Genomic DNA, 25,292 nt, shown 5'->3' with positions numbered 1-25,292 from the left:
GCCCACACAGATGATTGCTTTATATTGTTAAAGAACGTTTTGAGTCGCTTTAGCGTCTCAAGGGATGCGAATAATACACCCTTTATTTTTCGAGTCAATACTTTGTTTTAAACTTTCTTTTGGAAGGTTTAAAACCGAAGTTTTATTTAACTCTCTGAGCCGCTACTGCCTCGCTATGCGTTGGCGTTTCCCGTCTCAGTGGGGTCGCATTATAGGGAGATTCGAGCGGGGGTCAATGTTTTATTTCAGCTTTTTGACAATTAAATGAATTTAGTATGAAAGCTATACAAATAAAGGGCTACAGGATACTTTTAGTTTAAAAAATACGCACTATATATGTATCTATTGATGATGCATTAGTAAGGTTTAAACTAAGCTGTATGTTAAACAAGCAACACACAGCTTTATTTAAAATTAAAGATTTATTTAGATGCTATTTCCCATACGGCAATGGAGCCTGATATTTCATTTCCAACGATTAAGAGTGGGTTTCCTGTTGCACTTTGCTCTGCTGGAACGAATACCATTCCTTCAGGCGCTAAATCGCCTGTAATATTAGCGTCTTTAATTAAGCCTCTATTATAGAAGTAGTCTTCAAACTGCACATTATATGGATTGCTAATATCATAAACCATAATACCGCCCATACGTTCTAAACCTATAAAAGCAAATGTACGATCGTCAATTTTACCAATAGTCAGCGCTTCTGGCTCTGCGCCTTTATCATCTGAACGTGAGTCACCTTTGTTTTCATCTTCATTATTGTTAAATGATTCACCATGCACAGATGCTGTTATACGTGCTATATCGTCACCTGAATCAAACACCACCAGCCCATTACTGTCCCAAATAGTAAACGAACGTGCACCGTAGGCATAAAGTGATTCGTATTGGCCATCGTTATTAGTATCGCCTTTTACTGTACTTACTTTTAAACGACCAATATCGTTATTGTTGTTATTTAAGTAATCAAAATTAGCAGCAAGGGTTAAATCTTCAACACGGCTTTCATCTATATAAGCTAAGCAGCCGTCGTCTTTATCGTAATCAAGTCCGCCCTTTGCTATACAGTCTGCTTCATCCGTTGTATCAAAAAAGTATTCTCTTGCGCCACCTTCGTTGGCCGAAACTATAAAATTTGCGCCTTTCCAACTAAAGCTTGAGATAGTATCGGGCTGGTACATACCATAGAGCCCTGGGTATGATTTAAAATTAACGCCGCCATCTTTATCTGAGGCATCAAGTTGTAGGCTTGACCAATCCTTAAAGCCTAAGCCCTTTAGCTCAAGGCTGTTGTCTTGTAGATTAACTATTGCAAGTGCATTGTTTTCTTGAATAGATACATAAGCGTATTTGTTATCTTTAGAAATGCTAACGTACTCGGGCTCTAAATCCATAGCTACGGTGGTATTTATTAGATTACCGTTAATAGTACGACCATTTGGGTTTGCAAAAACTCCCCCTTGCGCTTCTAGTTCGGTTTGTTGGTTGTTAAAGGCTTTAAAATCAATATTTATTGCCGTATCAGCTATTACATTATTTGTTATATCGATAATACTAATAGAACCTTCAGGATCTACGCTGTAGTCGCCACTTGGTTCACCTTCGTTAGCAACCACTGCCTTTGCGCCATCATGGGTGAACGTCACCATGTCTGGTAAAAATCCGACCGTTATATTTTTAATAAATACAGGTGAGTCGCCGCTTATATCGTAAAAAGCAATTTGACCTGTATCACCCGTGCTTTTAGCAGCCATTGCGACCGCTAGTAAATTATTATTTTCATCAATAGCAATGCTGTTTGCATCGCCTTGGGTATGCTCATTTAAAGACAGCGTAATAACGGACGTTAAATTTGTGGCGCTGATAACACCTTCGTTATCTTTAACGAGTGCGGCAGTATCAAAGGTGTCGGCGGGTAAAATATTAATAACAGCGTCATCGCCTGAACTGTTAATAGCGTAAATCCATTTTTTAGATGCTTGGTAAGCAACTATTTCAGCGGCACCTTCTGGACTTTGTGCATTTAATACTCCTCTTCCTACGAGGCTAATATTTAATACTGAATTAGCATTTACACCATTTATCCCATTAATGCCATTTGCGCCTTGCTCTCCCTGTAATCCTTGGGAGCCGTTTTGGCCATCGTCACCATCAAGTGAGCAACCAGTAAGAACAGATATAAGCGACAGCGCAATAATTGATTTTTTAAACATGTGATTTTCCTTAGTATTGTATTTGCTAAATATCAACACACAGGCATGACAAGATTATGGCAATTTTAATACAGCCTCTTAGCTTAAGTAATTAGCTTATACGCTAGCGGAGTAATTAAAATTAAAGCGGTCTTATAGCCAATCATTTTTACAGTCGAGGAATACTCTCGTTTAATTGCAACTCCTAAAAAAGGTCTAAATACATCAATGCGTGTTATACCCCATGTAAAAGCACCACAAAAAAACCAAGTCCCTAAAATAATGATGAATGGTTCAGCAACAGGCCCTAAACTTAAAGGCTGTAGTAAAAAACACAAAATAATCAAAATGCTTTGATGCAATAAATAAAAGGGAAACACCCATGCATTGAGCTGCTTTAAATAGTAGGTATTAAAATTTAAAAATCGGTGAGCGAGCGCAAGTACAAAAAATACACCTACAACACGTTGAATATTGTAGCTACCGCTTAAAATAAAATGAGGAAGAGTAAACGCCTTTTGATAGCTTAATATTATAAGTACGAACAAAATCGCAAAACTCAAAGCCAGTACTACCAAGTTTTTATTTAAGCAGTTCCAAAAGTAAGTGTTTTTAGCGAGCATGTATCCTGCGAGTAACAGTATTAAGCCGTTAGTCTCTCTAATTGAATCGCCAGTTAAGTAATGTCTTGTAAATAGTACGGCAACAATAAGTAAGGTAATTAAAAGCCCAAATGACACACAGCCTTTAACAAATACTTTTAAAGGCGCAATAAAGGGCAAGCGTGCAAAAAAAGTTAAAACAATAATGATCAGCATAAATTGCCACAACGAGCGCAAATACCATAAGTGATTTACATCCACATTCGGCCACACACCAGACTGATAATTAATAAAAAGCGTATTATTCGTCTCTATAAAAGCTAAATAAAATTGCCAGTAGCTAATATTAATAACACCTTGTTGTGACATTTCTGCAAACAGCTGTAAAGGCACTATTAGCCATAACCCCACCAGCAAGGGTAATAGTAAAAAAATGGAACGAGTTAAAGTGAGCAATAACCAAGACTTAAAGCCGCTTACTTTATCAATCATAAAACGCAGTGCTACGCCCGATATAAACCAAATGAGCAACATCCGCCAAGGTGAAAACACCAGCATTAAATATTCAATATACTGCGATGTGTAATTACTCTTAAAATGAAATGCCCAGTTTTCGCTATACAACATGCCTATGTGATAAAAAATTAGCGACGCAAATGCGATTACCCTAAGCCAATCAAGATAATATTTACGCGAATTAGCTAATGAAGATTGTTGTACTTGAGTGCTCATGCTTTAACTACTTTATGAATTTTATGCGTTATTCATACCCAAAGCTCTCGCTAAAACTATCTACAAGTGCTTATATTACAAGCAATAGTGATAAAAGGTGGTATACAGGGATAAGCGTGCCACGTCAGCAATAAGAATACATTTATGAACCTACAGCACTTTCAACGTTTTCAAAGCATTTACGCATCAGTATTACTGTGTGCTTACGTATTAATTAATAATACAGTAAACGCTACAACCCAAATAATGGAAGCCCAAAGAGGAGGCGCTTTAACTTTTTCAATGTGGGAACCATTTGTTTGGGAGTATTCAAGTGCCTTGAGTACTTTACTTATATTCCCTATTTTAATTTGGCTTTTAAGACGCTTACCTTTTAATTGGCAAAATATTACGGCTTCCTTATGTATGTACTTTGGTGCCTCTATTATATTTAGCATGTTACACGTTGGCATTATGGTAGGGGTTCGTAAATTCATATATTTGTTGAATGATGGGTCTTACAACTTTGGACTTAGTTGGTTTGAGCTTATTTATGAATACCAGAAAGACGTTATAAGCTTTGTGTTTTTCATCGTACTTATCAAAGTATATCAATATGTGATGCAGCAATTGCTAGGTGAAGCCTCTGCAATTGAAGAAAATGAACAGCAAATAACATCGACCATAAATCGCTTATTAGTTAAAAAGCTCGGTAAGGAATTCATTATAAAAATAGAGGATGTTGATTGGCTTGAATCGTCGGGTAATTATGTAAATCTACATATAGGCTCACGTATATATCCGTTAAGGGCAACGCTTACAGCATTGAGCAAACAACTTGAAGTACAGGGGTTTTGTAGAATTCACCGCAGCCATGGCGTTAAACTCGATAAAGTGGAGTCCATTACACCACTCCCCAGTGGCGACAGTGAAATAAAACTAACAACAGGTAAAGTACTAAACCTATCTAGACGCTATAAAGAGCAATTTAAACTTCAACTAAAATAAAAAAGGCTACCTAAGTAGCCTCTAATTATTATTTTTTAACTGGGCGTTTCCAACCCGTTAAATTACGCTGTTTAGAGCGTGCTATTGCAAGCTGCTCATCTTCAACGGTACTGGTGATCACAGAGCCTGCACCAATTGTTGCAGTTGCACCAATGTTTACTGGTGCAACGAGCGATGAGTTAGAGCCAATAAAGGCGTTATCACCAATAATGGTTTTTGCTTTATTAACCCCATCGTAGTTACAGGTAATAGTACCCGCGCCAATATTCACTTTTTCGCCAATTTCGGCATCACCTAAGTAACTCAAGTGATTAGCTTTAGAGCCTTTACCTAAACGAGTTTTTTTCATCTCAACAAAGTTACCAATGTGGGAGTCTTCTTCCATTACCGCACCAGGGCGTAAGCGAGCATAAGGACCTAGCGTACATTTAGTAGCGACACTTGCATCTTCAATTAGGGTATTCGCTTTTATTACCACGTTATCGCCAATGGTGCAGTTTTTAAGGACACAGTTAGGACCAATTTGTACGTTATTACCAAGGATTACGTTACCTTCAAAAATAACGTTAATATCAATTAATACATCTTCGCCTGTTTTAACGTCGCCACGTACATCAATGCGAGCAGGATCGGCTAGGGTGGCTCCATTTAACATTAACTCTTCTGCTTGCCATGCTTGATAAGCACGTTCTAAGCCTGCAAGTTGTACGCGGTTGTTTGCACCTTCAACTTCCATTGCATGATCTGGCTGAGCTGACGTGATTTCTACGCCTTCACTGTGAGCCATTGCAACGACATCTGTTAAGTAGTACTCGCCTTGTGCATTATTGTTAGATAGATTGCCTAACCATGTTTTTAAAAGCTTACCGTTAACCGCCATAATGCCGGTGTTTACTTCGCTAATAAGTAACTGCTCTGAACTTGCATCTTTTTGCTCAACAATACCAACAAGCTTGCCATTTTCACGTAGCATACGGCCGTAACCATTTGGGTTAACCAAATTAACTGTTAATACCGCTAAACCATTTTTAGGTGTTGCAGCTAATAAACGCTCTAGTGTTGATTGCTTTGTTAGTGGTACATCGCCGTATAAAATTAATACCGTGTCTTCATCATTGATATGAGAGTTAGCTTGCGCTACTGCGTGGCCAGTACCAAGTTGCTCTACTTGGAGTACCCAATTTACATCGTTATCGGCAAGTTGTTTTTGTAATAGTTCGCCGCCATGTCCGTAAACTAAGTTTGTGGTTCTTGCACCTAATGCCATTGCATTATCAATAACATGCTGCACCATTGGTTTACCTGCAACGTTGTGCAGAACTTTAGGTAGAGCAGAGCGCATACGAGTACCTTTACCCGCAGCAAGAATAACTGTTGTTAGAGCCATTAAAACAATTTCCTTTTTTCGTTGTTTTAGCTAAATAAGTCTTATGTTTAATCAGAAGATTACGTAAACCACTTCTTGTGCAAATACTCAGTAGCTTATTTTACTAGCACTGAATCTTGACTGAAAAAATAGACTTAATTGAATGGCGTTATTGTAGCGAGGATTGGTTAAGGATATAAGTAAAAATTATAATGAAGTACCTGTGGGGTGCTCATTTTTATTTAACTAATTCATCGGCGTTAAGTATATGTTTGCCATATGCGTGAAAGTTACTAGCAGGCATATCACTTACACATACTCAAATTAATCGCTTTTCTCTAATGAAAGTCTCACAAGCTCATTGTTAACTAGATCTATCATTGCTAAAGATAAAATGTTTCCTGAACTCGAAAAATTTACATCTCGAATAACATCTTCTGCTCTGCTAATCTCAAACACTTTTTTTGGCGTCACACTAAAGCTTTCGGAAAAATCATTAGTGTCATCCAAACAGGCACAAAAAAGCCCACATCAAGTGGGCTTTTTAAAACCGGATAGGCTTACTTACGTAATTGTTGGATTACGCGAAGTTGTGCAATAGCTTCCGCTAGTTGCATAGCTGCTTTTTGATAATCAAACTCAGCAGCGGACGCATTAGCCATTTGGCTTTCTGCGTCACGTTTAGCTTGCTCTGCAGCTTTTTCGTCCAGGTCTTCACCACGAACAGCTGTATCTGCAAGTACGGTCACTATATTAGGTTGAACTTCTAATGTACCGCCAGCAATATAGATGAGCTCTTCTTCACCAAATTGCTTAACCAAACGTACCATACCAGGTTTAAGGGCAGTTAGTAGTGGGGCGTGACCGGCGTTTACACCTAACTCACCTTCACTACCAGATACTTGAATAGACTCTACTAAACCAGAAAATAATTTCTCTTCAGCACTTACTACATCAAGATGTACAGTCATAGCTGCCATACTACCCTCCTAATTACATGCTTTTGGCTTTTTCTTGAGCTTCTTCGATAGAGCCAACCATGTAGAACGCTTGCTCTGGCATATCATCAAACTCACCGTTTAAGATACCTTTGAAGCCTGCAATTGTGTCTTTAAGTGAAACGTATTTACCTGGCGCACCTGTAAATACCTCTGCCACGAAGAATGGCTGAGATAGGAAACGCTGGATTTTACGTGCACGAGATACAAGTTGCTTATCTTCGTCAGAAAGCTCGTCCATACCTAGAATCGCGATGATGTCTTTAAGTTCTTTGTAACGCTGAAGAACTGTTTGAACGCCACGCGCTATACCGTAATGCTCTTCACCGATTACTTGTGGATCAAGTTGACGTGAAGATGAATCAAGAGGGTCTACCGCTGGGTAAATACCTAGTGATGCGATATCACGTGAAAGTACTACTGTTGCATCTAAGTGAGCAAACGTTGTTGCTGGAGATGGATCTGTTAAATCATCCGCAGGTACGTATACCGCTTGGATTGAAGTAATTGAACCCGTCTTAGTAGATGCGATACGCTCTTGAAGCACACCCATTTCTTCAGCAAGTGTAGGCTGGTAACCTACCGCTGATGGCATACGACCAAGTAGTGCAGATACTTCTGTACCCGCAAGTGTGTAACGGTAGATGTTATCTACGAAGAAAAGTACATCACGACCTTCGTCACGGAACTTTTCAGCCATAGTAAGACCAGTTAACGCTACGCGTAAACGGTTACCCGGTGGCTCGTTCATCTGACCGTATACAAGCGATACTTTATCAAGTACGTTTGAATCGTTCATTTCATGGTAGAAATCGTTACCCTCACGTGTACGCTCACCAACACCTGCGAATACTGAGTAGCCGCTGTGCTCGATTGCGATGTTACGGATAAGTTCCATCATGTTTACGGTTTTACCAACACCGGCACCACCGAATAAACCAACTTTACCACCTTTAGCAAATGGACATACAAGGTCGATTACCTTGATACCCGTTTCTAAAAGTTCAACTGAGCTTGATTGCTCTTCGTAAGTAGGTGCTGCACGGTGGATAGACATACGCTCATCTTCACCGATTGGACCTGCTTCATCAATTGGCTCACCAAGTACGTTCATGATACGACCTAGGGTCTTAGTACCAACTGGAACTTGAATTGCTTCGCCTGTGTTTTCTACTGAAGCACCACGACGTAAACCGTCTGTAGTACCTAGTGCGATAGTACGTACCACACCGCCACCTAGCTGCTGTTGAACTTCTAAAGTCAAACCAGCTAAATCGCCATCTGTTACTTTTAGCGCGTCATATACGGCTGGCACGCTGTCTTGTGGAAATTCGATATCCACAACGGCGCCGATAATTTGGACGACCTTACCTAAACTCATGTCTATTCCTCTCGTTAATCTTTGCCTGAAGCATTAAACTGCTGCTGAACCAGAACAAATCTCACTAATTTCTTGTGTGATTGCTGCTTGGCGAGCTTTGTTATATACAAGCTGTAACTCATCCATAAGGTCACCGGCATTATCAGTTGCAGCTTTCATTGCAACCATGCGGGCAGCCTGTTCAGAGGCAGCGTTTTCAACTACACCTTGGTATACTTGAGACTCAATGAAACGTACTAACAAAGACTCTAAAATAGCCTCTGGGTTTGGTTCATATAAGTAATCCCACGCATGTGTAGATACTTCTTCTTCAGCTTTTGGCAAAGGGAGTAACTGATCTACTATTGGCTCTTGCTTCATGGTATTAACAAAGTTGTTATATACCAGGAATAAACGGTCAATTTTACCTTCAGAGAATGCATCTAGCATTATTTTTACCGGACCAATTACGTCCTGTACTGAAGGCTTATCTCCAAGACCTGCTTTTTTAGCAAGCACTTGACCACCAAAACGTTGAAAGAAGCCAGCTGCTTTACTACCTAAAGTAGCAAAATCAGCATCTACGCCTTTCTCTTTCCACGCTTTAATGTCTAATGCGACTTTTTTAAACTCGTTAGAGTTTAAACCACCACATAGACCACGGTCAGTAGAGATAACAATATAACCAACTCGTTTTACTTCACGCTCTTCTAAGAACGGGTGAGTAAAATCAAGATTTGCTTGAGCAACACGACCAATCACTTTACGTAATTTTTCAGCGTATGGACGGCTTGAAGCCACTCGTTCTTGCGCCTTTTTCATTTTAGACGCAGCAACCATTTCCATTGCGCTAGTGATCTTTTGAGTATTTTTAATACTGCCGATCTTGCTTTTAATCTCTTTTCCGCTGGCCATGACTCTCTCTCCGAATCAAGGTGTGCTTTAGCGGACTAAAGCGCACCATTAATAACTAAATTACCAAGTTTGCGTAGACTTGCACTTCTCTAGAAGTTCTTTAAGCTGCGCTTCGATCTCGGCGTTGTAGTTACCAGTTTCATTGATTTGAGCCATAAGCTCTGCGTATGTGCTATTTGCGAAAGAAAGTAATGCCGCTTCGAAATCCATGATTTTAGAGATTTCGATGTCTTGCAAGTAACCTTTCTCAGCTGCGAATAACGACAAAGACATTTCAGCAACAGACATTGGCGCGTACTGTTTCTGCTTCATTAGCTCTGTTACACGCTCACCATGCTCAAGTTGAGCACGAGTAGCATCGTCAAGGTCAGATGCGAACTGCGAGAACGCAGCTAATTCACGGTACTGAGCTAGGGCTAGACGGATACCGCCACCTAGTTTCTTAACGATTTTAGTTTGTGCAGCACCACCAACACGCGATACCGAGATACCAGCATTTACTGCCGGACGGATACCTGAGTTGAATAAGTCAGTTTCTAAGAAGATCTGACCATCGGTGATAGAGATAACGTTTGTCGGTACGAACGCAGAAACGTCACCGCCTTGAGTTTCAATGATAGGCAATGCCGTCAATGAACCTGTTTTACCTTTCACTTCACCATTAGTGAACTTTTCAACGTAATCAGTGTTTACACGTGATGCACGCTCTAAAAGACGCGAATGAAGGTAGAATACGTCACCTGGGTATGCTTCACGGCCTGGTGGACGCTTAAGTAGCAATGAGATTTGACGGTAAGCAACAGCTTGCTTAGATAAATCATCATATACGATTAATGCGTTTTCACCACGGTCACGGAAGTATTCACCCATAGTACAGCCCGAGAACGGTGCTAAGTACTGAAGTGCCGCAGATTCAGAAGCAGATGCTACAACTACGATAGTATTTGCAAGTGCACCGTGCTCTTCTAATTTACGTACTACGTTAGCAATAGTAGATGCTTTTTGACCAACCGCTACGTACACACACTTAACGCCTGTGTCTTTTTGGTTGATGATTGCATCGATTGCTAGTGCAGTTTTACCTGTTTGGCGGTCACCGATAACAAGCTCACGCTGACCACGACCAACTGGAATCATTGCATCGATAGATTTGTAACCAGTTTGTACTGGCTCATCTACAGATTGACGCTCGATTACACCTGGTGCAATTTTTTCTACAGGTTCAAAACCGTCGTTATCTAAAGCGCCTTTACCATCGATAGGAGCACCTAGTGTGTTAACAACACGACCAAGTAGACCCGCACCAACAGGAACTTCTAAGATACGACCAGTTGTGTATACTTTTACGCCTTCTGTAAGGTCAGCGTAAAGACCCATTACTACTGCACCAATTGAGTCGCGCTCAAGGTTTAGTGCGATAGCATAACGGTTGCCAGGAAGCTCAATCATCTCACCTTGCATACAGTCAGCTAGACCGTGGATGCGAATGATACCGTCAGTAACAGATACAATTGTACCTTCGTTACGAGCTTCACTTACAACTTCGAACTGCTCAATACGTTGTTTGATCAGATCTGAAATTTCAGTGGAATTAAGTTGCATGCTCTTTTTCCCAATTACGATTGTAGTGTTGTGGCTAAGCGATTTAATTTACCGCGTAAAGAGCCGTCAATTACAGTGTCACCTGCCTTAATAATAAGGCCGCCAATCACTGTAGCGTCTTCACTACAATTCAGCTTAACTTTGCGTGCGAAACGTTTTTCAAGTGCCGCTACCAGTGATTCTTGCTGCGCCGCAGCTAGAGGTGTTGCCGAAACCACATCAATATCGATTTCTTTTTCATAGTCTGCTTTTAAAGCAGAAAATAAATGAGCAACTTCAGGTAGTGCAATCAAACGTCCATTTTCAGCCATCACCTTAACTAGGTTCTGACCTTGTTCGTTGAGCTGCTCACCGCATAAGTTAATAAATAACTCAGCTTGTGCAGTAGCAGTAGGCAATCCAGCTAAAATGGTAGATGCCTGTTCATTGCTGGCAACGTGGCCAGCAAAGAACAACATGTCATTCCAGCTTTCAATAGCGCCTTTTTCAACGGCAAGTTCAAAAGCCGCTTTAGCGTATGGGCGAGCGATAGTAGTCAATTCAGACATGCTCATACCCTCCTAATTACAGCTCAGCGACAAGTTTTTCAACGATGTCACTATGTGCGGCTTGATTGATTTCGCGCTCTAAAATTCTTTCTGCGCCAACCACAGCCAGAGTTGCTACTTGCTTACGTAGCTCTTCTGTCACACGGTTACGCTCTGATTCAATTTCAGAGTGCCCTTGAGCAATAATTTTTTCACGCTCTTCTTGTCCACGAACAGTTTCTTCGTCAACAATTAGCACGGCACGCTTTTTAGCTTGATCAATGATATCAGCCGCTTGAGCCTTTGCATCTTTAAGCTGCTGTGCAGCTTTCTGTTGCGCTAGTTCTAAGTCTTTCTCGGCTCTATCAGAGGCAGCTAAACCATCTTCGATTTTCTTCTGGCGAGCTTCAATTGCACCGTTTAGTGGTGGCCATACGTATTTCATACAAAATAATACGAACACCGTAAACGCAATTAATTCACCGATAAGAGTGGCGTTTAAGTTCACAACCGCTCCTCCTTAAATAGTAAGCTGTTCAAAAAATAAAATTAAAGTACGAACAACAATACCATCGCGATACCAACACCAATCATTGCTACAGCATCGATTAGACCAGCAAGGATAAACATTTTAACTTGTAGCGATGGTGCAAGCTCAGGTTGACGCGCACATGCTTCAAGGAATTTACCGCCCATATTACCAAAACCAATTGCTGTGCCGATTGCACCAAAACCAATTAGTAAAGCTACTGCGATGTATTTTAAGCCGTTTAATAATTCTAAAGCTTCCATTTATTTCTCCAAAGTTTCAATTGTAAAGTTAAAAGTAAAGTAAAATTGTAAATGTAAAATTAATGATTATCTGAGCTAGCCATACTTAGATATACGATTGTTAGCATCATAAATACGAATGCTTGCAATACAATTACTAAGATGTGGAATACAGCCCAAACAAAATGCAATGGTAATTGCATAAACCCGATAGCGCCGATCAAGATGAAAATTAATTCACCTGCATATAAGTTACCAAACAAACGCAGTGCTAATGAAAACGGCTTAGAAACCAGTGCGATAAGTTCTAGTAATAGGTTAAATGGGATTAAAAGGATTTGTAGTGCCATATTATTTGAACTAAACGGGTGAAGTGTTAGTTCTTTAATAAAACCGCCAATACCTTTAATTTTAATTGAGTAACCAATCATTAGAATGAACACGCCTAGCGCAAGTGCTGCTGTCATGTTGATATCAGTGGTTGGTACAATTTTCATGTACACATCGTGTGAATCCATACCAAACGCTGTTTCACCAACAAAGCCAGCTAATGCAGGTAAAAAGTCAACTGGTATCAAATCCATTAAGTTCATTAAAAATATCCAAACGAATATTGTTAATGCTAATGGTGCAATAAGCTTGCTTTTACCATGGAAAGTATCACGTACGTTGTCACCAACAAACTCTACTACCATTTCAATGAAACATTGAAATTTCCCAGGTACACCTAGTGTTGATTTTTTAGCGGCACTACGAAAGATCCATAAAAATATAAGACCTAAACCGATAGACCATGCGAGGGTGTCTATATGCCATGTCCAGAAACCACTATCCGTACATGCTTTATTGAAGGCGAGACCTGTATCGGTCGAACACATCTTAGCATTGGTCAAATGGTGCTGGATATGGCCAGATAGAGTAACTTCTTCTGCTGCCATGTTATATCCCAAAAGTTAATGTTTAAAAAAAACGGGTGCGAACAATCCAGTAAAGAGCGCCAGTATGTAAGTACTAAAAAAAGGTAATAAAATTACCGGGAAATGCTTCAGTACTAGCGCAAACAATACAATTGTTAGCATAAATTTTAATCCGTTACCGCGTTTCAACGAGGTATACGCTTGATTTGCTCGGCTTGCACCCATATGTCTGAATGCATAAAGACCAAATACAAAGTGCGGAAGTACTGCGACAACTCCACCAGCGAATGATGAAAGCGCGGCATTGACTCCCGAACTAAAACAAATAATTACAGCAGCAACTAATACTACAACACCCTGAAGGCAAATTAACTTTAATACCGCAAGTCGATATGGACTCGCTAACTTATCAGTCACGTTTAGTTAACCTTTATTGCGTTCTAATTGTTAGGGTGTGAAAACTGGCGAAATTATACTTAATCCTGCCAGTTTTGCAACTTGAGTAGAGGCTTTGTAACACGAAATAACTACAAATGTCTCTTTTTAGACATGTAGAAAACTAATGGTGGGTATTGTCTTGATTAATGCGATTTAAAATGCCGTCAAGTTCGTCTAAATTAGTATAAGAAATAACAAGCTTACCTTTACCTTTTTTATTGTAATTTATTTCAACTTTGGCACCTAGGTTTTCAGCAAGCTGTTGTTCTAACTGCTTCACGTCAGGATCTTTCTCTACCACTTCTTTTGCTGGTACCGGTTCTAAAATAGAACGTACCAGTTTTTCAGTTTCACGAACGGTGAGTGCTTTGGCAACAGCTAAACGCGCAGCGTCTGATTGTGATTCACCTTCTAGGGCTAATAAACAACGTGCATGGCCCATTTCAATATCGCCATGTTCCAACAGAATTTTAACATCGCTGTTTAAGTTATTTAAACGAAGCAAGTTGGTTACTGTTGTACGTGACTTACCAACGGCGTCTGCTACTTGCTGATGTGTTAGTTCAAACTCATTGAGTAAGCGATTTAACGCAACCGCTTCTTCCATGGCATTTAAGTCTTCACGCTGAATATTTTCTATCAGTGCTATAGCCACAGCCGCTTCATCTGGTACATCTTTAATAATACAAGGTACAGTTTCAAGCTTAGCTATTTGTGCTGCACGCCAACGACGCTCACCCGCTATAATCTCAAAACTATTGTGTGCAACAGGGCGCACTACAATTGGCTGAATAATCCCTTGTGAGCGAATAGAGCTTGCTAGCTCTTCTAGCGCTTCTTCAGACATATCTTTACGCGGCTGATATTTACCTGAATGTAAAAACTCAATAGGGAGTTTCTGTAGCTCACTGTTATTTGACTCAGCTATATTTTGTACAGTTTTAGTCACATTTGATGTGTCTTGTTCCTTGCTTGCGTTCGGTGTAGGCTTTGATGAACTTAAAAGAGCATCGAGCCCTCGGCCTAAACCTCGTTTTTTAGCAGACATATTATTCTTTTACCTCAAAGTTAGGCGACAACTGACGCTACTTTTTCTTTTCTGCGTAACATTTCACCAGCAAGTGCTAAATATGCTTTAGCGCCACTTGATGCCCGGTCATAGTACATAGCAGGAGCACCAAAACTTGGGGCTTCTGCTAGACGAACATTACGTGGTATTACAGTGCGGTATACTTTATCACCAAAATGTTGTTTTAATTGTTCTGATACATCATTCGCTAACCTGTTACGCGGATCGTACATAGTACGAAGTATGCCTTCTATTTTTAAGTTAGGGTTAACCAACTTAGCAAGTTGCGTAATGGTATCCATTAATGCGGTTAACCCTTCAAGTGCATAATACTCACATTGCATTGGCACTAAAATAGAATCAGCTGCGGCCATTGCGTTGACAGTTAACATATTTAGAGAAGGTGGACAGTCAATAAATATAAATTCGTACTGCTCCTGAATTTTTTCAAGCGCGTTACGTAAACGCACCTCACGGGCAAATAACTCCATCAGTTTAACTTCTGCAGCAGTTACGTCACCGTTTGCAGCAATCATATGGTATTCGCCAGACGTTTCTTCGATAATAACGTCTTCTATAGGTTTATTTTCAATAAGTAAATCATAGATAGTTGGTACATCACCGTACTTATCTACGCCACTACCCATAGTTGCATTACCTTGCGGGTCGAGATCAATTAACAGCACTTTACGTTTCGTTGCAGCCATAGACGCAGCGAGGTTTACAGCGGTTGTAGTTTTACCCACTCCACCTTTTTGATTTGCTAATGCGATGACTTTTGCCACTGTGTCTCTGATCCCTAGTCTTTAGAAAGAATAATTAAATGTCGTTGTGCATCTAACTTAGGTACTTCTAATTCAATTTTTTGCTCAAACTTAACGCCAGCGGGTAATGACTCTAGTTCTTCACTAGGAAACACGCCTTTAAGCGCTATAAATTTACCAGAATGATCAATTAAGTGCGAACACCAGTCAACCATATCTTGTAATGAAGCAAATGCACGGCTTAGTACGCCGTCTAATTTAACACTTGGTTGATATTCTTCAACTCTTGACTGAACAGGGGTTACATTATCAAGACCAAGCTCATGTTTAACATGCATTAAAAATCGTACACGTTTACCTAAGCTATCTAGTAATACAAATTGTGTATCAGGTAATGCAATAGCTAAAACGATACCAGGTAAACCAGGGCCCGTACCAACATCAATATAATGATGACCGGGTAAATGAGGCGCAACAACTAAGCTATCCATAATATGCTTAATCATCATTTCTTCAGGTAAGCGTACCGAAGTTAAATTATAAGCTTTATTCCACTTATCTAATAACTCAACGTAACGAATCAGCTGTTGCTGCTGTTTTTCTGTTAGCGCAATATCAGTTTGCGCTAACAATGTAGTTAATTGTTGCTGTAACACTATGTACCCTTATAATTACGCAGATTTGCGTAATAAACCTTGCTTCTTCAGATACACTAATAATAGCGAAATCGCCGCTGGGGTGATACCAGAAATACGTGATGCTTGCCCAATAGTGTCTGGACGTGATTCAATAAGCTTAGCAACTACTTCATTTGATAAACCTGATACAGTTTTGTAATCAAACTCTTTCGGTAAAATTGTTTGCTCATGACGAAGCTGTTTATTTATCTCATCTTGTTGACGCGCAATATAGCCTGCATACTTGGTATGGATCTCAACTTGTTCAAGTGCTGCAGTGTTTGTAAATTCAGATCCTAAACCATCAATAGCCATAAGATCGTTATAACGAATCTCTGGACGACGGAGTAATTCTTCTAAACTAGCTTCACGGGTTAATGGTGTTTTTAGTAATGCATTTACTTGATCAACAACGACGTGATCCTTATGAATCCATGTATCTTTGATCCGTTGTTTTTCTTTTTCAATTACTTCCATTTTTTCGTTAAATGCCTGCCAACGTTCGTCATTAACTAATCCCAGCTCACGGCCTTTTTCAGTTAAACGAATATCTGCATTATCTTCACGAAGTAGTAAACGGTATTCGGCACGACTAGTAAACATGCGGTACGGCTCTTTCGTACCCAGTGTTGCTAAGTCGTCGATTAATACACCCACGTAAGCTTCATCGCGACGTGGCGTCCAAGAATCTTTACCTTGCACTTTCAACGCAGCATTCATACCTGCAATTAAGCCTTGTGCACCCGCTTCTTCATAACCGGTAGTGCCGTTAATTTGACCCGCAAAAAATAATCCTTCGATAAATTTTGTCTCTAAAGACTGTTTTAAATCACGAGGATCAAAGTAGTCATATTCTATTGCATAACCAGGTCGGCAAATATGTGCATGTTCAAAACCAGAAATAGATTGCACAATCTCAAGTTGTACATCAAACGGTAAACTAGTAGAAATACCATTTGGATATAATTCGTATGATGTTAAACCTTCAGGTTCAACAAATATTTGGTGCTTATCTTTATCTGCAAAACGTACAATTTTATCTTCAATTGACGGACAGTAGCGTGGACCAATACCTTCAATAACACCAGAGTACATAGGTGAGCGATGTAAGTTCTTACGAATAACATCATGTGTTTTTTCATTTGTGTAAGTGATGTAACACGGTATTTGCTGTGGATGATCTGATTGTTTACCCATAAATGAAAATACAGGTGTTGGCATATCACCAGGTTGTTCTTCCATTTTTGTAAAGTCTACGGTACGTGCATCAATACGTGGTGGAGTGCCTGTTTTTAAACGATCTACTCTAAAAGGATGTTCGCGTAAACGTTCTGCTAATGCGATTGATGGCGGATCACCTGCACGACCACCTTTATAATTTTCTAAACCAATGTGTATTTGGCCACCTAAAAAAGTACCCACGGTTAAAACAACACTTGGAGCACTAAAACGTAAACCCATTTGAGTTACTACGCCAATAACACGATCGTTTTCAACAATAAGATCATCACATGATTGTTGAAAAATTTTAAGGTTATCTTGATTTTGTAGCGTTGTCTGAATAGCTGCTTTGTATAAAGCGCGATCTGCTTGTGCTCGAGTTGCACGAACAGCAGGTCCTTTTGAAGAATTTAATGTGCGAAATTGAATCCCACCTTTGTCAATGGCTTGTGCCATTGCACCGCCAAGCGCATCAATTTCTTTTACCAAATGACCTTTGCCAATTCCACCAATAGCTGGGTTACAAGACATTTGACCAAGGGTATCCATATTGTGAGTCAGTAGCAGGGTATTCATCCCCATACGGGCAGCCGCTAATGCGGCTTCAGTGCCAGCATGCCCACCACCTACTACGATAACGTCAAAATTTTCGTGAAAAATCATTAATTGGATCCTACTTAAATCAAACCGGTAAACTTCAAAAGGGAGCGTATTCTACCTAGAAATTGGCAGAAGATAAATGATTAAACAAAGAGCAAGATCTAAGTATGTGATCTCTAATAATATAAAGGATCTTTTAAAGAGATCTTTTAATACTATTACTACTACTGATCGACTTTTCTGTTGATAAGGTTTAGAACTTTATTTAAAACATCAAATTAGATCAGATCTAAAGGTGTTAATATGATCGGATCATCCAGCAAACAAGCTCTGATCAAAAAGCTACTTTATACACAGGGCTGAATCAATTGGATCTTATCCCATGGATAGGCATACTTTAAAATGCAGTTTATTCAATATTTATCCACAATATCTATTAAATTATTAGTAAATTGTGGGTAACTTTATATATAACTTTTCACTTGATCTCTCTATTTTAAGCTTGCCTGAGCTACCCAAGAGTCTAACCATGCTAATGCTGTGTCTTCTGGTAGTGCCTCATCGAGAATATTAAGCTCTAAACGTTCTGCTACTTTTGTAGCGCCTTTTTGAGTTAATAAGGCATCTATATTACGTCCTGCTTGGTTATAAGTGTCATAACTGGTATCGCCTAAGGCGATTACTGAATATCTTAATTCAGATAAATCATTAGTTTGAGTAACATCTTTAACAAAGCTGATAAAGTTTTCAGGGTAATCCCCTGCGCCATAAGTTGATGTGCAAATTAACCAAATAGTATTTTTTTGATCAATATCGCTAAATTCAGGTTGATCATGTAGTTGCGTAGTAATACCAAGATTATTAAGCGCATCACTTAATTGCTCTGCAACATACTCGGCTGATCCCATTTGGCTGCCAACAATAAGATTTACTGAACTCATGAATATTAGTGATCACATTGGTTTTAATTGTTGCCTATGATAACCGAGTTAGGGTAACAGTAAAGTTAAGAGTGCTTTTTGGTATAACTATTTTTGTGCTAATTTTACTCTCATTTAAAAAAACACACTTAAGTTGTTGATATGAAAGTTTTTGATAAAACATCTTTAAATGCAATCTTCTGATCAAGTTGTGGATAACAGTAGGGGAAGCTCTGTTTAAATATACTTTTAGGTTGCTTAATACTCGCTAAGTTATTGATATTAAAATTTGGCAAAAGGCTTAATTGTAAATCTAGGCATAAAAAGCATAATGTGGATATAAAGGTTGTTGATAACCTTAAATTTAGATCGAAAATAATTTTATTAAATGATCTAATTAAGCAGATCTAACGAAATCAATTAAAAATAAGCAAATAAACAGATAGTTTTTAATAAAACGTTAGGTTTTTTCAAGTGTGGTAGCTCTATTGACTATTAATTTGAGCTAAAAATTAGATTTTGTGGATAAGTGATCTCAGCATTTTTTAATTTTATGGGTATTAAGATCTACTATTTTTGTGTGCTTTGTAGGTGGAGTAAATAATATCTATTATTTAACGCTGAATCATTAGCTTGAACTACCTAGATAAATACTGTTTTTTTATTAAAAATTAAGCTAATTTTGATGTTAAATAACTCAAAACTTTAATTAATTACCTATAAAAATAACGTTATAGATTGGCTACTATTAGCTTTATTTATACCAAATAAGGTTTGTTCAGCCCTAGATATAACTTGTAGTAAACAGTCTTTTATTTCTGGTTCTGGGATTAATGGATATGTAGTAAATACAAATAGCGATGGGGCGGAGTCTGAAATCTGCTGATCAAGGTAGCGTTAGTTAGGCGTCATGGTATACAAAATTCACCTTATTTAGTTATGAAAAAATTGAGAAATAATGATTAAAATTACAGTTAAGTATCTTATTTTAAAATGATTTTTAGCTAATTTTTTTACATTAGCGTTATTTTTATAACTTTGAATGTAAGAACAAAAAGCTACATTCATTGAACAAAAGTAGCTTTTACTTATTAGCATTAGATTTTTGCTGTTATGCGATTTTTTATTAACTTACTAAGTTTTAGAGTTATAGGAGTCACTGAATTACCTATAAAGTTACTAAATTTAACACCTTGTAAATCAACAGCTTTATAAAAGAGTAAAGATGCTGTGTAAGTAGATAGTATAGACACAATAGAAGATAAAATAGCAGCTACTGCATATTGATTGAAGTAGTCAAAGAAGATATTAAAGGTAAACACTCCTAATGTTGCTAGTATAGGCATATGTATCAGATAAACCGAAAAGGAAACTTTTCCCATAAAAACACCAAGATTTCCTGAAAGCAAAGTGTTAAATTCTTTGTTGAAAATAATAGCGTAAACAATAAAAAAGCCAGATGCGAAGTTGCATAACTTGTAAGTCATATTACCGAGAATACTAATTATAGGTAGGTATGATAAGCTTTCATTATGAGCTCCAGCTAAATACAACCCAATGAAAAATAATGTAAATGATAATTTTTTATTTATCATTCTTCCATGAATACAAAATAAATACCCAATAACAAATGAAAAAATTCCTAACCCAAGATCTGGATTAATTATTTTAAAAATGACAAGAAGAGGGGTTGTAATAATAAATAGGGCTGGTAAATACGGTAATTTTATTTTTATTTTATTAAAACAAAGAAAAAAGATAATGAATGAACCTATTAATTCAATCTTCATTGTCCAGAGTACTGGGTTGTATAAGCTTTGCCCTGATAAGAAAAATACATCGATTACCCCACTATAAATAGCGCCAATTAAAGATGAAGAGAAATCTCCATAGTCAGGTAATAAAGCGCTTGGTAATTCGAAAAGCTGAAATGCAAAATATGCTAGGATACATGAGGCTAAAGCTGGAACCATTAGTCTTGGGTATCTTTTTATAGTCATTGATATTATTTTTTTCGAATTATTATTTTTAATAGCTACTTTAGTTAGAATGTATCCGCTAAGAACAAAAAAAATAAAAACAGCAGATGTTCCCGAATAAAAAAAACCCAGGGGAGATTCATGAATAAAGCTTTGAAAAGGGTTTATAGCTGGATCTGTTTTACCGCCAAAAGAATGTAAGTAAGGAAAAAATATTAAGCTTAGGTGGGATAAAACGACCATAAAACATGCAAAACCTCTTATGGATTCTACTGCTAAATGTTTAGGTTGTTCCATATAGTTCATTCCTTTTTGAGTATTCAATAACAGCTTATAAATAGTATATGCTATGAGGTGTTGTACTTGTATTGACTAATTATACCAGAGTTACCTTTATTTCAGAATGTCTATAGATTATGTCGCGAGTATAGATTTGTGTGGGGACTTTTACTGCAAAGAGAGGGCTGATTAGGACAAGTTTATTTTTATAACTATGGTCTTTGAGATTAATTAACCAAAATTTCACTTTTGATATTTCTATAAATTACTTTGCTAAAAACGCTATTACTTTATAATGAATACTGCACTTAGTATTTGATAACTCTTAAATTATACGTTAACTAGCCCTACAATTTTATTCAGGGCTAGTTATTTGTTATTTACCAATACAGAACGAGCTAAATATTTTGCCAAGTAAGTCGTCTGAGGTAAATTCACCGGTTATTTCGTTTAAGTACTGCTGCGTTAGGCGTAGCTCTTCGGCTAATATTTCGCCGGCTACGTGCATTTCTAACTGCGTTTTACCTGTATCTAGATGATACGCAGCACTTTCTAGTGCATCCAAATGACGACGGCGCGCCATAAATCCACCTTCTATTGCGCCTTGAAAGCCTATACAGGCTTTTAAATGCTCGCGAACAAGTTCAATACCGTCAGCATTTTTAGCACTTAAGCTGATGACCGGGTATTGTTGCTCTTGCTCCATTCCGACTATGTCGCCCGATAAATCAGCTTTATTTCTGATGACCGTAACCCCCATACCTTCTGGTAATTTTGCCATAAATTCAGGCCAAATTTTGTGCGGGTCAGTATCTATAGTGTCAGTGCCATCAAGCATAAATAAAACGCGATCGGCTTGGTTTATTTCATCCCATGCACGTTCAATACCTATTTGCTCTACTCTGTCTGGGCTTTCGCGTAGACCTGCTGTATCTATAATATGCAGTGGCATACCATCTATATGTATATGCTCTCGTAGTACGTCGCGAGTGGTACCGGCTATTTCTGTTACGATTGCAGCTTCACGACCGGCTAGAGCGTTAAGTAGGCTTGATTTACCCGCATTAGGGCGGCCTGCAATAACAACTCGCATACCTTCGCGCATGATGCTGCCTTGTTTGGCTTGGTTGGTTACAGTATTAAGCTGAGTAACAATAGCGTCTAAGTCACCTGACACTTTACCATCGGATAGAAAATCAATTTCTTCATCTGGAAAATCTATTGCCGCTTCTACATACATACGTAAGTGAATTACTTTTTCTACCAGTGTTTCTATGTGTTTAGAAAATTCACCTTGGAGAGACTGTAGCGCGCTTTTAGCGGCTTGCTCGCTTGTAGCATTAATTAAATCAGCAATAGCTTCTGCTTGTGTTAAATCAAGCTTGTCGTTCATAAATGCGCGTTCAGAAAACTCACCAGGCTTTGCTAAACGAACGCCCTCTATTTTACTAATTTCTTTAAGTAACATATCTAGTACAACAGGGCCGCCATGTCCTTGCAGTTCAAGTACATCTTCGCCAGTAAATGAATTTGGACCTACAAAGTAAATGGCAATACCTTGGTCTAGCTGCTCGCCAGCAAGGCTTTTAAATGGCACATAATCGGCATAGCGAACTTTAGGTATTTTACCTACTATTTTTTCAGCGACACTTTTAGCAAGGCCACCTGAAACGCGAATAATACCAACACCACCACGTCCTGGTGCTGTTGCTTGTGCTGCAATTGTATCTTGATTGATCATGCTATTAATTTGCCAACGATGAGTAACTTTATGGCCGTATTGTAACCTATCGATTTATTTGTAGCGAATAGCTGTGGTAAAAAACAGGCAATAAAAAAGGCGACCGAAGTCGCCTTTATAGTAATATACCCAAACCATCTTGATGTTGGGTATAGGCGCTAGCCTCTTACTTTAATTCCTTTCTTTTCCATGCCACGGTAGATGATTAACATTTGGACAATAGAAATAAGGTTAGACACTAACCAGTAAAGAACTAAACCTGATGGGAACCATAAGAAGAATACAGAGAAGATAACCGGCATAAAGGTCATCATTTTCTGCTGCATTGGATCGGTAACCGTCATTGGTTGTAGTTTTTGCGTCACAAACATACTTGCACCAAATAATATTGGTAATACGTAGTATGGGTCTTGTGCTGAAAGGTCAGTCAACCAAAGTACAAACTCTGCATGGCGAAGTTCTGTAGACTCTAAGAATACGTAAAATAACGCTAAGAAAATTGGCATTTGTAATAAAATAGGGAAACAGCCGCCCATAGGGTTAACTTTTTCTTTTTTGTACATTTCCATTGTAGCTTGGCCGAATTTTTGACGGTCATCACCATATTTTTCTTTAAGAGCAGCCATTTTTGGCTGAAGGGCACGCATTTTAGCCATTGAGGTGTATTGTGCTTTAGTTAGTGGGTACATTAGCGATTTAACGATAATAGTGATGGCAATAATTGCTACACCCCAGTTACCTAAAATACTGTGTAACCATTTTAGTAGTACAAATAAAGGCTGTGAAATAAACCATAACCAACCGTAATCTACAGTTAAGTCTAAGTCTGGGTGAATCGCTTCAAGAATATCAGACTCTTTAGGACCCATGTAGTAAATAGCACTTAGTGTTTGTTCACTGCCTGCTTGTATGTTTACAGGTTCTGCTTTAGAACCAATAATAGCTGCATTACTTTTTGTAATTAAGCTATAAAGAGTATGTGTTTCGTCTTGCTTAGGTACCCATGCACTTACAAAGTAATGCTGAATAAACGCAACGTAACCACCTTGGGTATTTTTATTTAGGTTTTTGTCAGCCATATCTGAAAAACTATATTTCTCGTATGGTTCTTCATCCGTGCCGAATGCAGACCCTAAATAGTTTTGGTCAACCATACTGCCTTTTTCTTGTACAGTGCGTTTAATTTGCGTGTATAGCTGTACTTGAACAGGAGCGCTAGTGGTATTGTTAACTTTGTATTCTAGTCCTACATCGTACTGACCTTTTTTGAATACATACGTTTTAGTAAAGTTTACGCCATTACTATCAACATAAGTAAGAGGTACGCGTAGTTCATCACCACTTAGTGTGTAGGCTTTTTGCGTTGCTTGATAAGTAGGGCGACCATTTGCTGATGCATCTGGGCCATTTAAGCCAATTAAGCCACTTTGTGAAAAGTACTGATTGCCATCAAACTCACCTAGAAGCATAAATGGTGTTTCTTCACCTTTTACTTCTTCGTATTGGAGTAAGTCTGCTTCAACAATATCACCGCCTTTGGTGTCAATTTTAACTTTAAAAACATCAGTCGTAATTTCAATAACTGAACGTTTAGCTAAATTTGTTGAAACGGGTAAATTAGAATCTGACGATGAGGGAATATAGTCATCCGATTCTGGTGAATTTGTTTGTAGTGTTTGTGTTGTGGCACTTGGATCAGCTTTTGGAGTATTGTAGTCATTATTCCATTCTTGGAATAATAAAAACGATACTAGCAGTAAGCCAATGAATAAAAACGTGCGTTGCGATTCCATAACAGCTCTTATTTCTCGTGTTGGTGGTTAATATGGGTTAATTTTTCAGGGACGGGGTCATCCCCACCTGAATGTAAAGGATGGCATTTTAATATGCGCTTTAAAGCTAACCAACTCCCTTTTAGCGCTCCATGCAATTTAATTGCTTGAATAGCATAACTAGAACAGGTCGGATTAAAACGACAATGCGGACCTAACATCGGGCTAATCCACTTTTGATAACCGCGAATAAATAGCACTAAACAAAACGTCGGTAAAGCAACAAGTGGTTTAAATAACCTCATGATGTTATGCCCCTACTTAATAAGTTTAGTGAGATAGATATCATGTATTTAAATACTCAATTAGAAATTCTAAACGCATGATTAAAAGGTGAGCTAAAGATACATTAATTAACTTTGCAATTCTATTGCAATTAGGTTTGTTTGTTAGATTTAGCTGATTTGTTTGGGCGTTTCTTAAAAGGTGGCGGTTTAGGAGCACCTGGTTTACAGCGTTCGTTAATTTTTCGCCATAATTTAGTAAGCTGTTTGGTTAATTCTTCATTAGACTGATCATCAATACCATTTTTAACCATAAGCACAATATCTATATTATCAATGTTATGCTGATTTAAACGAAAACTTTCGCGAGCAAGACGTTTAATACGGTTTCGTTGGCATGCCTTTTTAACACGTTTTTTAGCAACAGTAAGACCTAACCGAGGTTTTTCTTGGTCATTAGGTTTAGCTAATAGAGTAAAGAAAGGAGTTGCAGCCCGAGCGGGTTCATTAAATATGCGAGAGTAATGCGAGGGAGTTAACAGACGTAACTCCCTGCCAAAGCTAAAGTCTTCCACT

At 38.4% G+C, this 25,292-nt stretch carries 23 protein-coding genes; 1 reads left to right on the top strand and 22 read right to left on the bottom strand.

The genetic code is table 11. The annotated features are described in order from the left end of the window. Positions 1 to 422: 422 nt before the first annotated feature. Both V6260_RS17315 and V6260_RS17310 read right to left on the bottom strand, forming a co-directional pair. Positions 423 to 2,216: a choice-of-anchor I family protein gene (locus V6260_RS17315; protein ID WP_341595386.1), complete on the bottom strand. Its 1,794-nt coding sequence runs from the start codon at positions 2,214 to 2,216 to the stop codon at positions 423 to 425. An 83-nt stretch (positions 2,217 to 2,299) separates the two neighbouring features. After that, the gene (locus tag V6260_RS17310; RefSeq protein WP_341595385.1) at positions 2,300 to 3,529 is read right to left on the bottom strand and encodes an acyltransferase family protein; all 1,230 of its coding nucleotides are present in this window, start codon (positions 3,527 to 3,529) and stop codon (positions 2,300 to 2,302) included. Positions 3,530 to 3,673: 144 nt separating this feature from the next. Between V6260_RS17310 and V6260_RS17305 the strand changes: the two genes are divergently transcribed. Continuing rightward, on the top strand, positions 3,674 to 4,516 hold the full coding sequence (locus V6260_RS17305; protein WP_341595384.1) for a LytTR family DNA-binding domain-containing protein: 843 nt from the start codon (positions 3,674 to 3,676) through the stop codon (positions 4,514 to 4,516). A gap of 28 nt (positions 4,517 to 4,544) precedes the next feature. Here V6260_RS17305 and glmU read toward each other — a convergent pair whose 3' ends face one another. From glmU to rnpA, 20 genes are all read right to left on the bottom strand, one after another. Then, a complete protein-coding gene (gene glmU, locus V6260_RS17300; RefSeq protein WP_341595383.1) occupies positions 4,545 to 5,903 on the bottom strand; it encodes a bifunctional UDP-N-acetylglucosamine diphosphorylase/glucosamine-1-phosphate N-acetyltransferase GlmU in 1,359 nt (452 codons plus the stop codon). Between the two features lie 539 nt (positions 5,904 to 6,442). Beyond that, complete coding sequence (locus V6260_RS17295; protein ID WP_341595382.1) at positions 6,443 to 6,862, bottom strand: F0F1 ATP synthase subunit epsilon; 420 nt, start codon at positions 6,860 to 6,862, stop codon at positions 6,443 to 6,445. Positions 6,863 to 6,875: 13 nt separating this feature from the next. Next, positions 6,876 to 8,261 carry a F0F1 ATP synthase subunit beta gene (gene atpD / locus V6260_RS17290; RefSeq protein ID WP_008112138.1) on the bottom strand — a complete coding sequence of 462 codons (1,386 nt, stop codon included), beginning with the start codon at positions 8,259 to 8,261 and terminating at the stop codon, positions 6,876 to 6,878. Positions 8,262 to 8,294: 33 nt separating this feature from the next. Further along, positions 8,295 to 9,155, bottom strand: a complete 861-nt coding sequence (gene atpG / locus V6260_RS17285) for a F0F1 ATP synthase subunit gamma (RefSeq protein WP_008112136.1) — start codon at positions 9,153 to 9,155, stop codon at positions 8,295 to 8,297. Between the two features lie 60 nt (positions 9,156 to 9,215). Continuing rightward, positions 9,216 to 10,757, bottom strand: a complete 1,542-nt coding sequence (atpA, locus tag V6260_RS17280) for a F0F1 ATP synthase subunit alpha (RefSeq protein WP_341595381.1) — start codon at positions 10,755 to 10,757, stop codon at positions 9,216 to 9,218. A 14-nt stretch (positions 10,758 to 10,771) separates the two neighbouring features. Continuing rightward, positions 10,772 to 11,305 (bottom strand): F0F1 ATP synthase subunit delta, encoded by a 534-nt coding sequence (gene atpH, locus V6260_RS17275; RefSeq protein ID WP_341595380.1) that lies wholly within the window; start codon positions 11,303 to 11,305, stop codon positions 10,772 to 10,774. Positions 11,306 to 11,321: 16 nt separating this feature from the next. After that, the gene (atpF, locus tag V6260_RS17270; protein ID WP_341595379.1) at positions 11,322 to 11,792 is read right to left on the bottom strand and encodes a F0F1 ATP synthase subunit B; all 471 of its coding nucleotides are present in this window, start codon (positions 11,790 to 11,792) and stop codon (positions 11,322 to 11,324) included. A 41-nt stretch (positions 11,793 to 11,833) separates the two neighbouring features. After that, on the bottom strand, positions 11,834 to 12,076 hold the full coding sequence (atpE, locus tag V6260_RS17265) for a F0F1 ATP synthase subunit C (protein ID WP_008112128.1): 243 nt from the start codon (positions 12,074 to 12,076) through the stop codon (positions 11,834 to 11,836). Positions 12,077 to 12,135: 59 nt separating this feature from the next. Beyond that, positions 12,136 to 12,993, bottom strand: a complete 858-nt coding sequence (gene atpB / locus V6260_RS17260) for a F0F1 ATP synthase subunit A (protein WP_341595378.1) — start codon at positions 12,991 to 12,993, stop codon at positions 12,136 to 12,138. A gap of 15 nt (positions 12,994 to 13,008) precedes the next feature. Next, positions 13,009 to 13,389, bottom strand: a complete 381-nt coding sequence (locus tag V6260_RS17255) for an ATP synthase subunit I (RefSeq protein WP_341595377.1) — start codon at positions 13,387 to 13,389, stop codon at positions 13,009 to 13,011. A gap of 142 nt (positions 13,390 to 13,531) precedes the next feature. Beyond that, on the bottom strand, positions 13,532 to 14,458 hold the full coding sequence (locus tag V6260_RS17250; RefSeq protein WP_341595376.1) for a ParB/RepB/Spo0J family partition protein: 927 nt from the start codon (positions 14,456 to 14,458) through the stop codon (positions 13,532 to 13,534). 20 nt (positions 14,459 to 14,478) lie between these two features. Next, entirely contained in the window at positions 14,479 to 15,264 is a 786-nt protein-coding gene (locus V6260_RS17245; RefSeq protein WP_341595375.1) for a ParA family protein, read from the bottom strand. A gap of 14 nt (positions 15,265 to 15,278) precedes the next feature. Further along, a complete protein-coding gene (gene rsmG, locus V6260_RS17240; protein WP_341595374.1) occupies positions 15,279 to 15,899 on the bottom strand; it encodes a 16S rRNA (guanine(527)-N(7))-methyltransferase RsmG in 621 nt (206 codons plus the stop codon). Between the two features lie 15 nt (positions 15,900 to 15,914). Further along, a complete protein-coding gene (gene mnmG / locus V6260_RS17235; protein ID WP_341595373.1) occupies positions 15,915 to 17,804 on the bottom strand; it encodes a tRNA uridine-5-carboxymethylaminomethyl(34) synthesis enzyme MnmG in 1,890 nt (629 codons plus the stop codon). 428 nt (positions 17,805 to 18,232) lie between these two features. Next, the gene (gene mioC, locus V6260_RS17230; RefSeq protein WP_341595372.1) at positions 18,233 to 18,682 is read right to left on the bottom strand and encodes an FMN-binding protein MioC; all 450 of its coding nucleotides are present in this window, start codon (positions 18,680 to 18,682) and stop codon (positions 18,233 to 18,235) included. A 1,076-nt stretch (positions 18,683 to 19,758) separates the two neighbouring features. Further along, a complete protein-coding gene (locus V6260_RS17225) occupies positions 19,759 to 20,937 on the bottom strand; it encodes an acyltransferase (protein ID WP_341595371.1) in 1,179 nt (392 codons plus the stop codon). A gap of 358 nt (positions 20,938 to 21,295) precedes the next feature. Next, positions 21,296 to 22,660, bottom strand: a complete 1,365-nt coding sequence (mnmE, locus tag V6260_RS17220) for a tRNA uridine-5-carboxymethylaminomethyl(34) synthesis GTPase MnmE (RefSeq protein WP_341595370.1) — start codon at positions 22,658 to 22,660, stop codon at positions 21,296 to 21,298. Between the two features lie 158 nt (positions 22,661 to 22,818). Beyond that, complete coding sequence (gene yidC / locus V6260_RS17215; RefSeq protein WP_341595369.1) at positions 22,819 to 24,453, bottom strand: membrane protein insertase YidC; 1,635 nt, start codon at positions 24,451 to 24,453, stop codon at positions 22,819 to 22,821. Positions 24,454 to 24,461: 8 nt separating this feature from the next. After that, positions 24,462 to 24,737, bottom strand: coding sequence for a membrane protein insertion efficiency factor YidD (yidD, locus tag V6260_RS17210; RefSeq protein ID WP_341595368.1), 276 nt, complete (start codon positions 24,735 to 24,737; stop codon positions 24,462 to 24,464). 131 nt (positions 24,738 to 24,868) lie between these two features. Next, positions 24,869 to 25,291 carry a ribonuclease P protein component gene (gene rnpA / locus V6260_RS17205; RefSeq protein ID WP_341595367.1) on the bottom strand — a complete coding sequence of 141 codons (423 nt, stop codon included), beginning with the start codon at positions 25,289 to 25,291 and terminating at the stop codon, positions 24,869 to 24,871. Position 25,292: the final 1 nt, after the last annotated feature.

The organism is Pseudoalteromonas aliena, from assembly GCF_038155085.1.
Lineage (GTDB): Bacteria > Pseudomonadota > Gammaproteobacteria > Enterobacterales > Alteromonadaceae > Pseudoalteromonas > Pseudoalteromonas aliena_A.
Note: the sequence above shows the minus strand (reverse complement) of the source record. Positions and strands in the feature narration are given on the sequence as shown.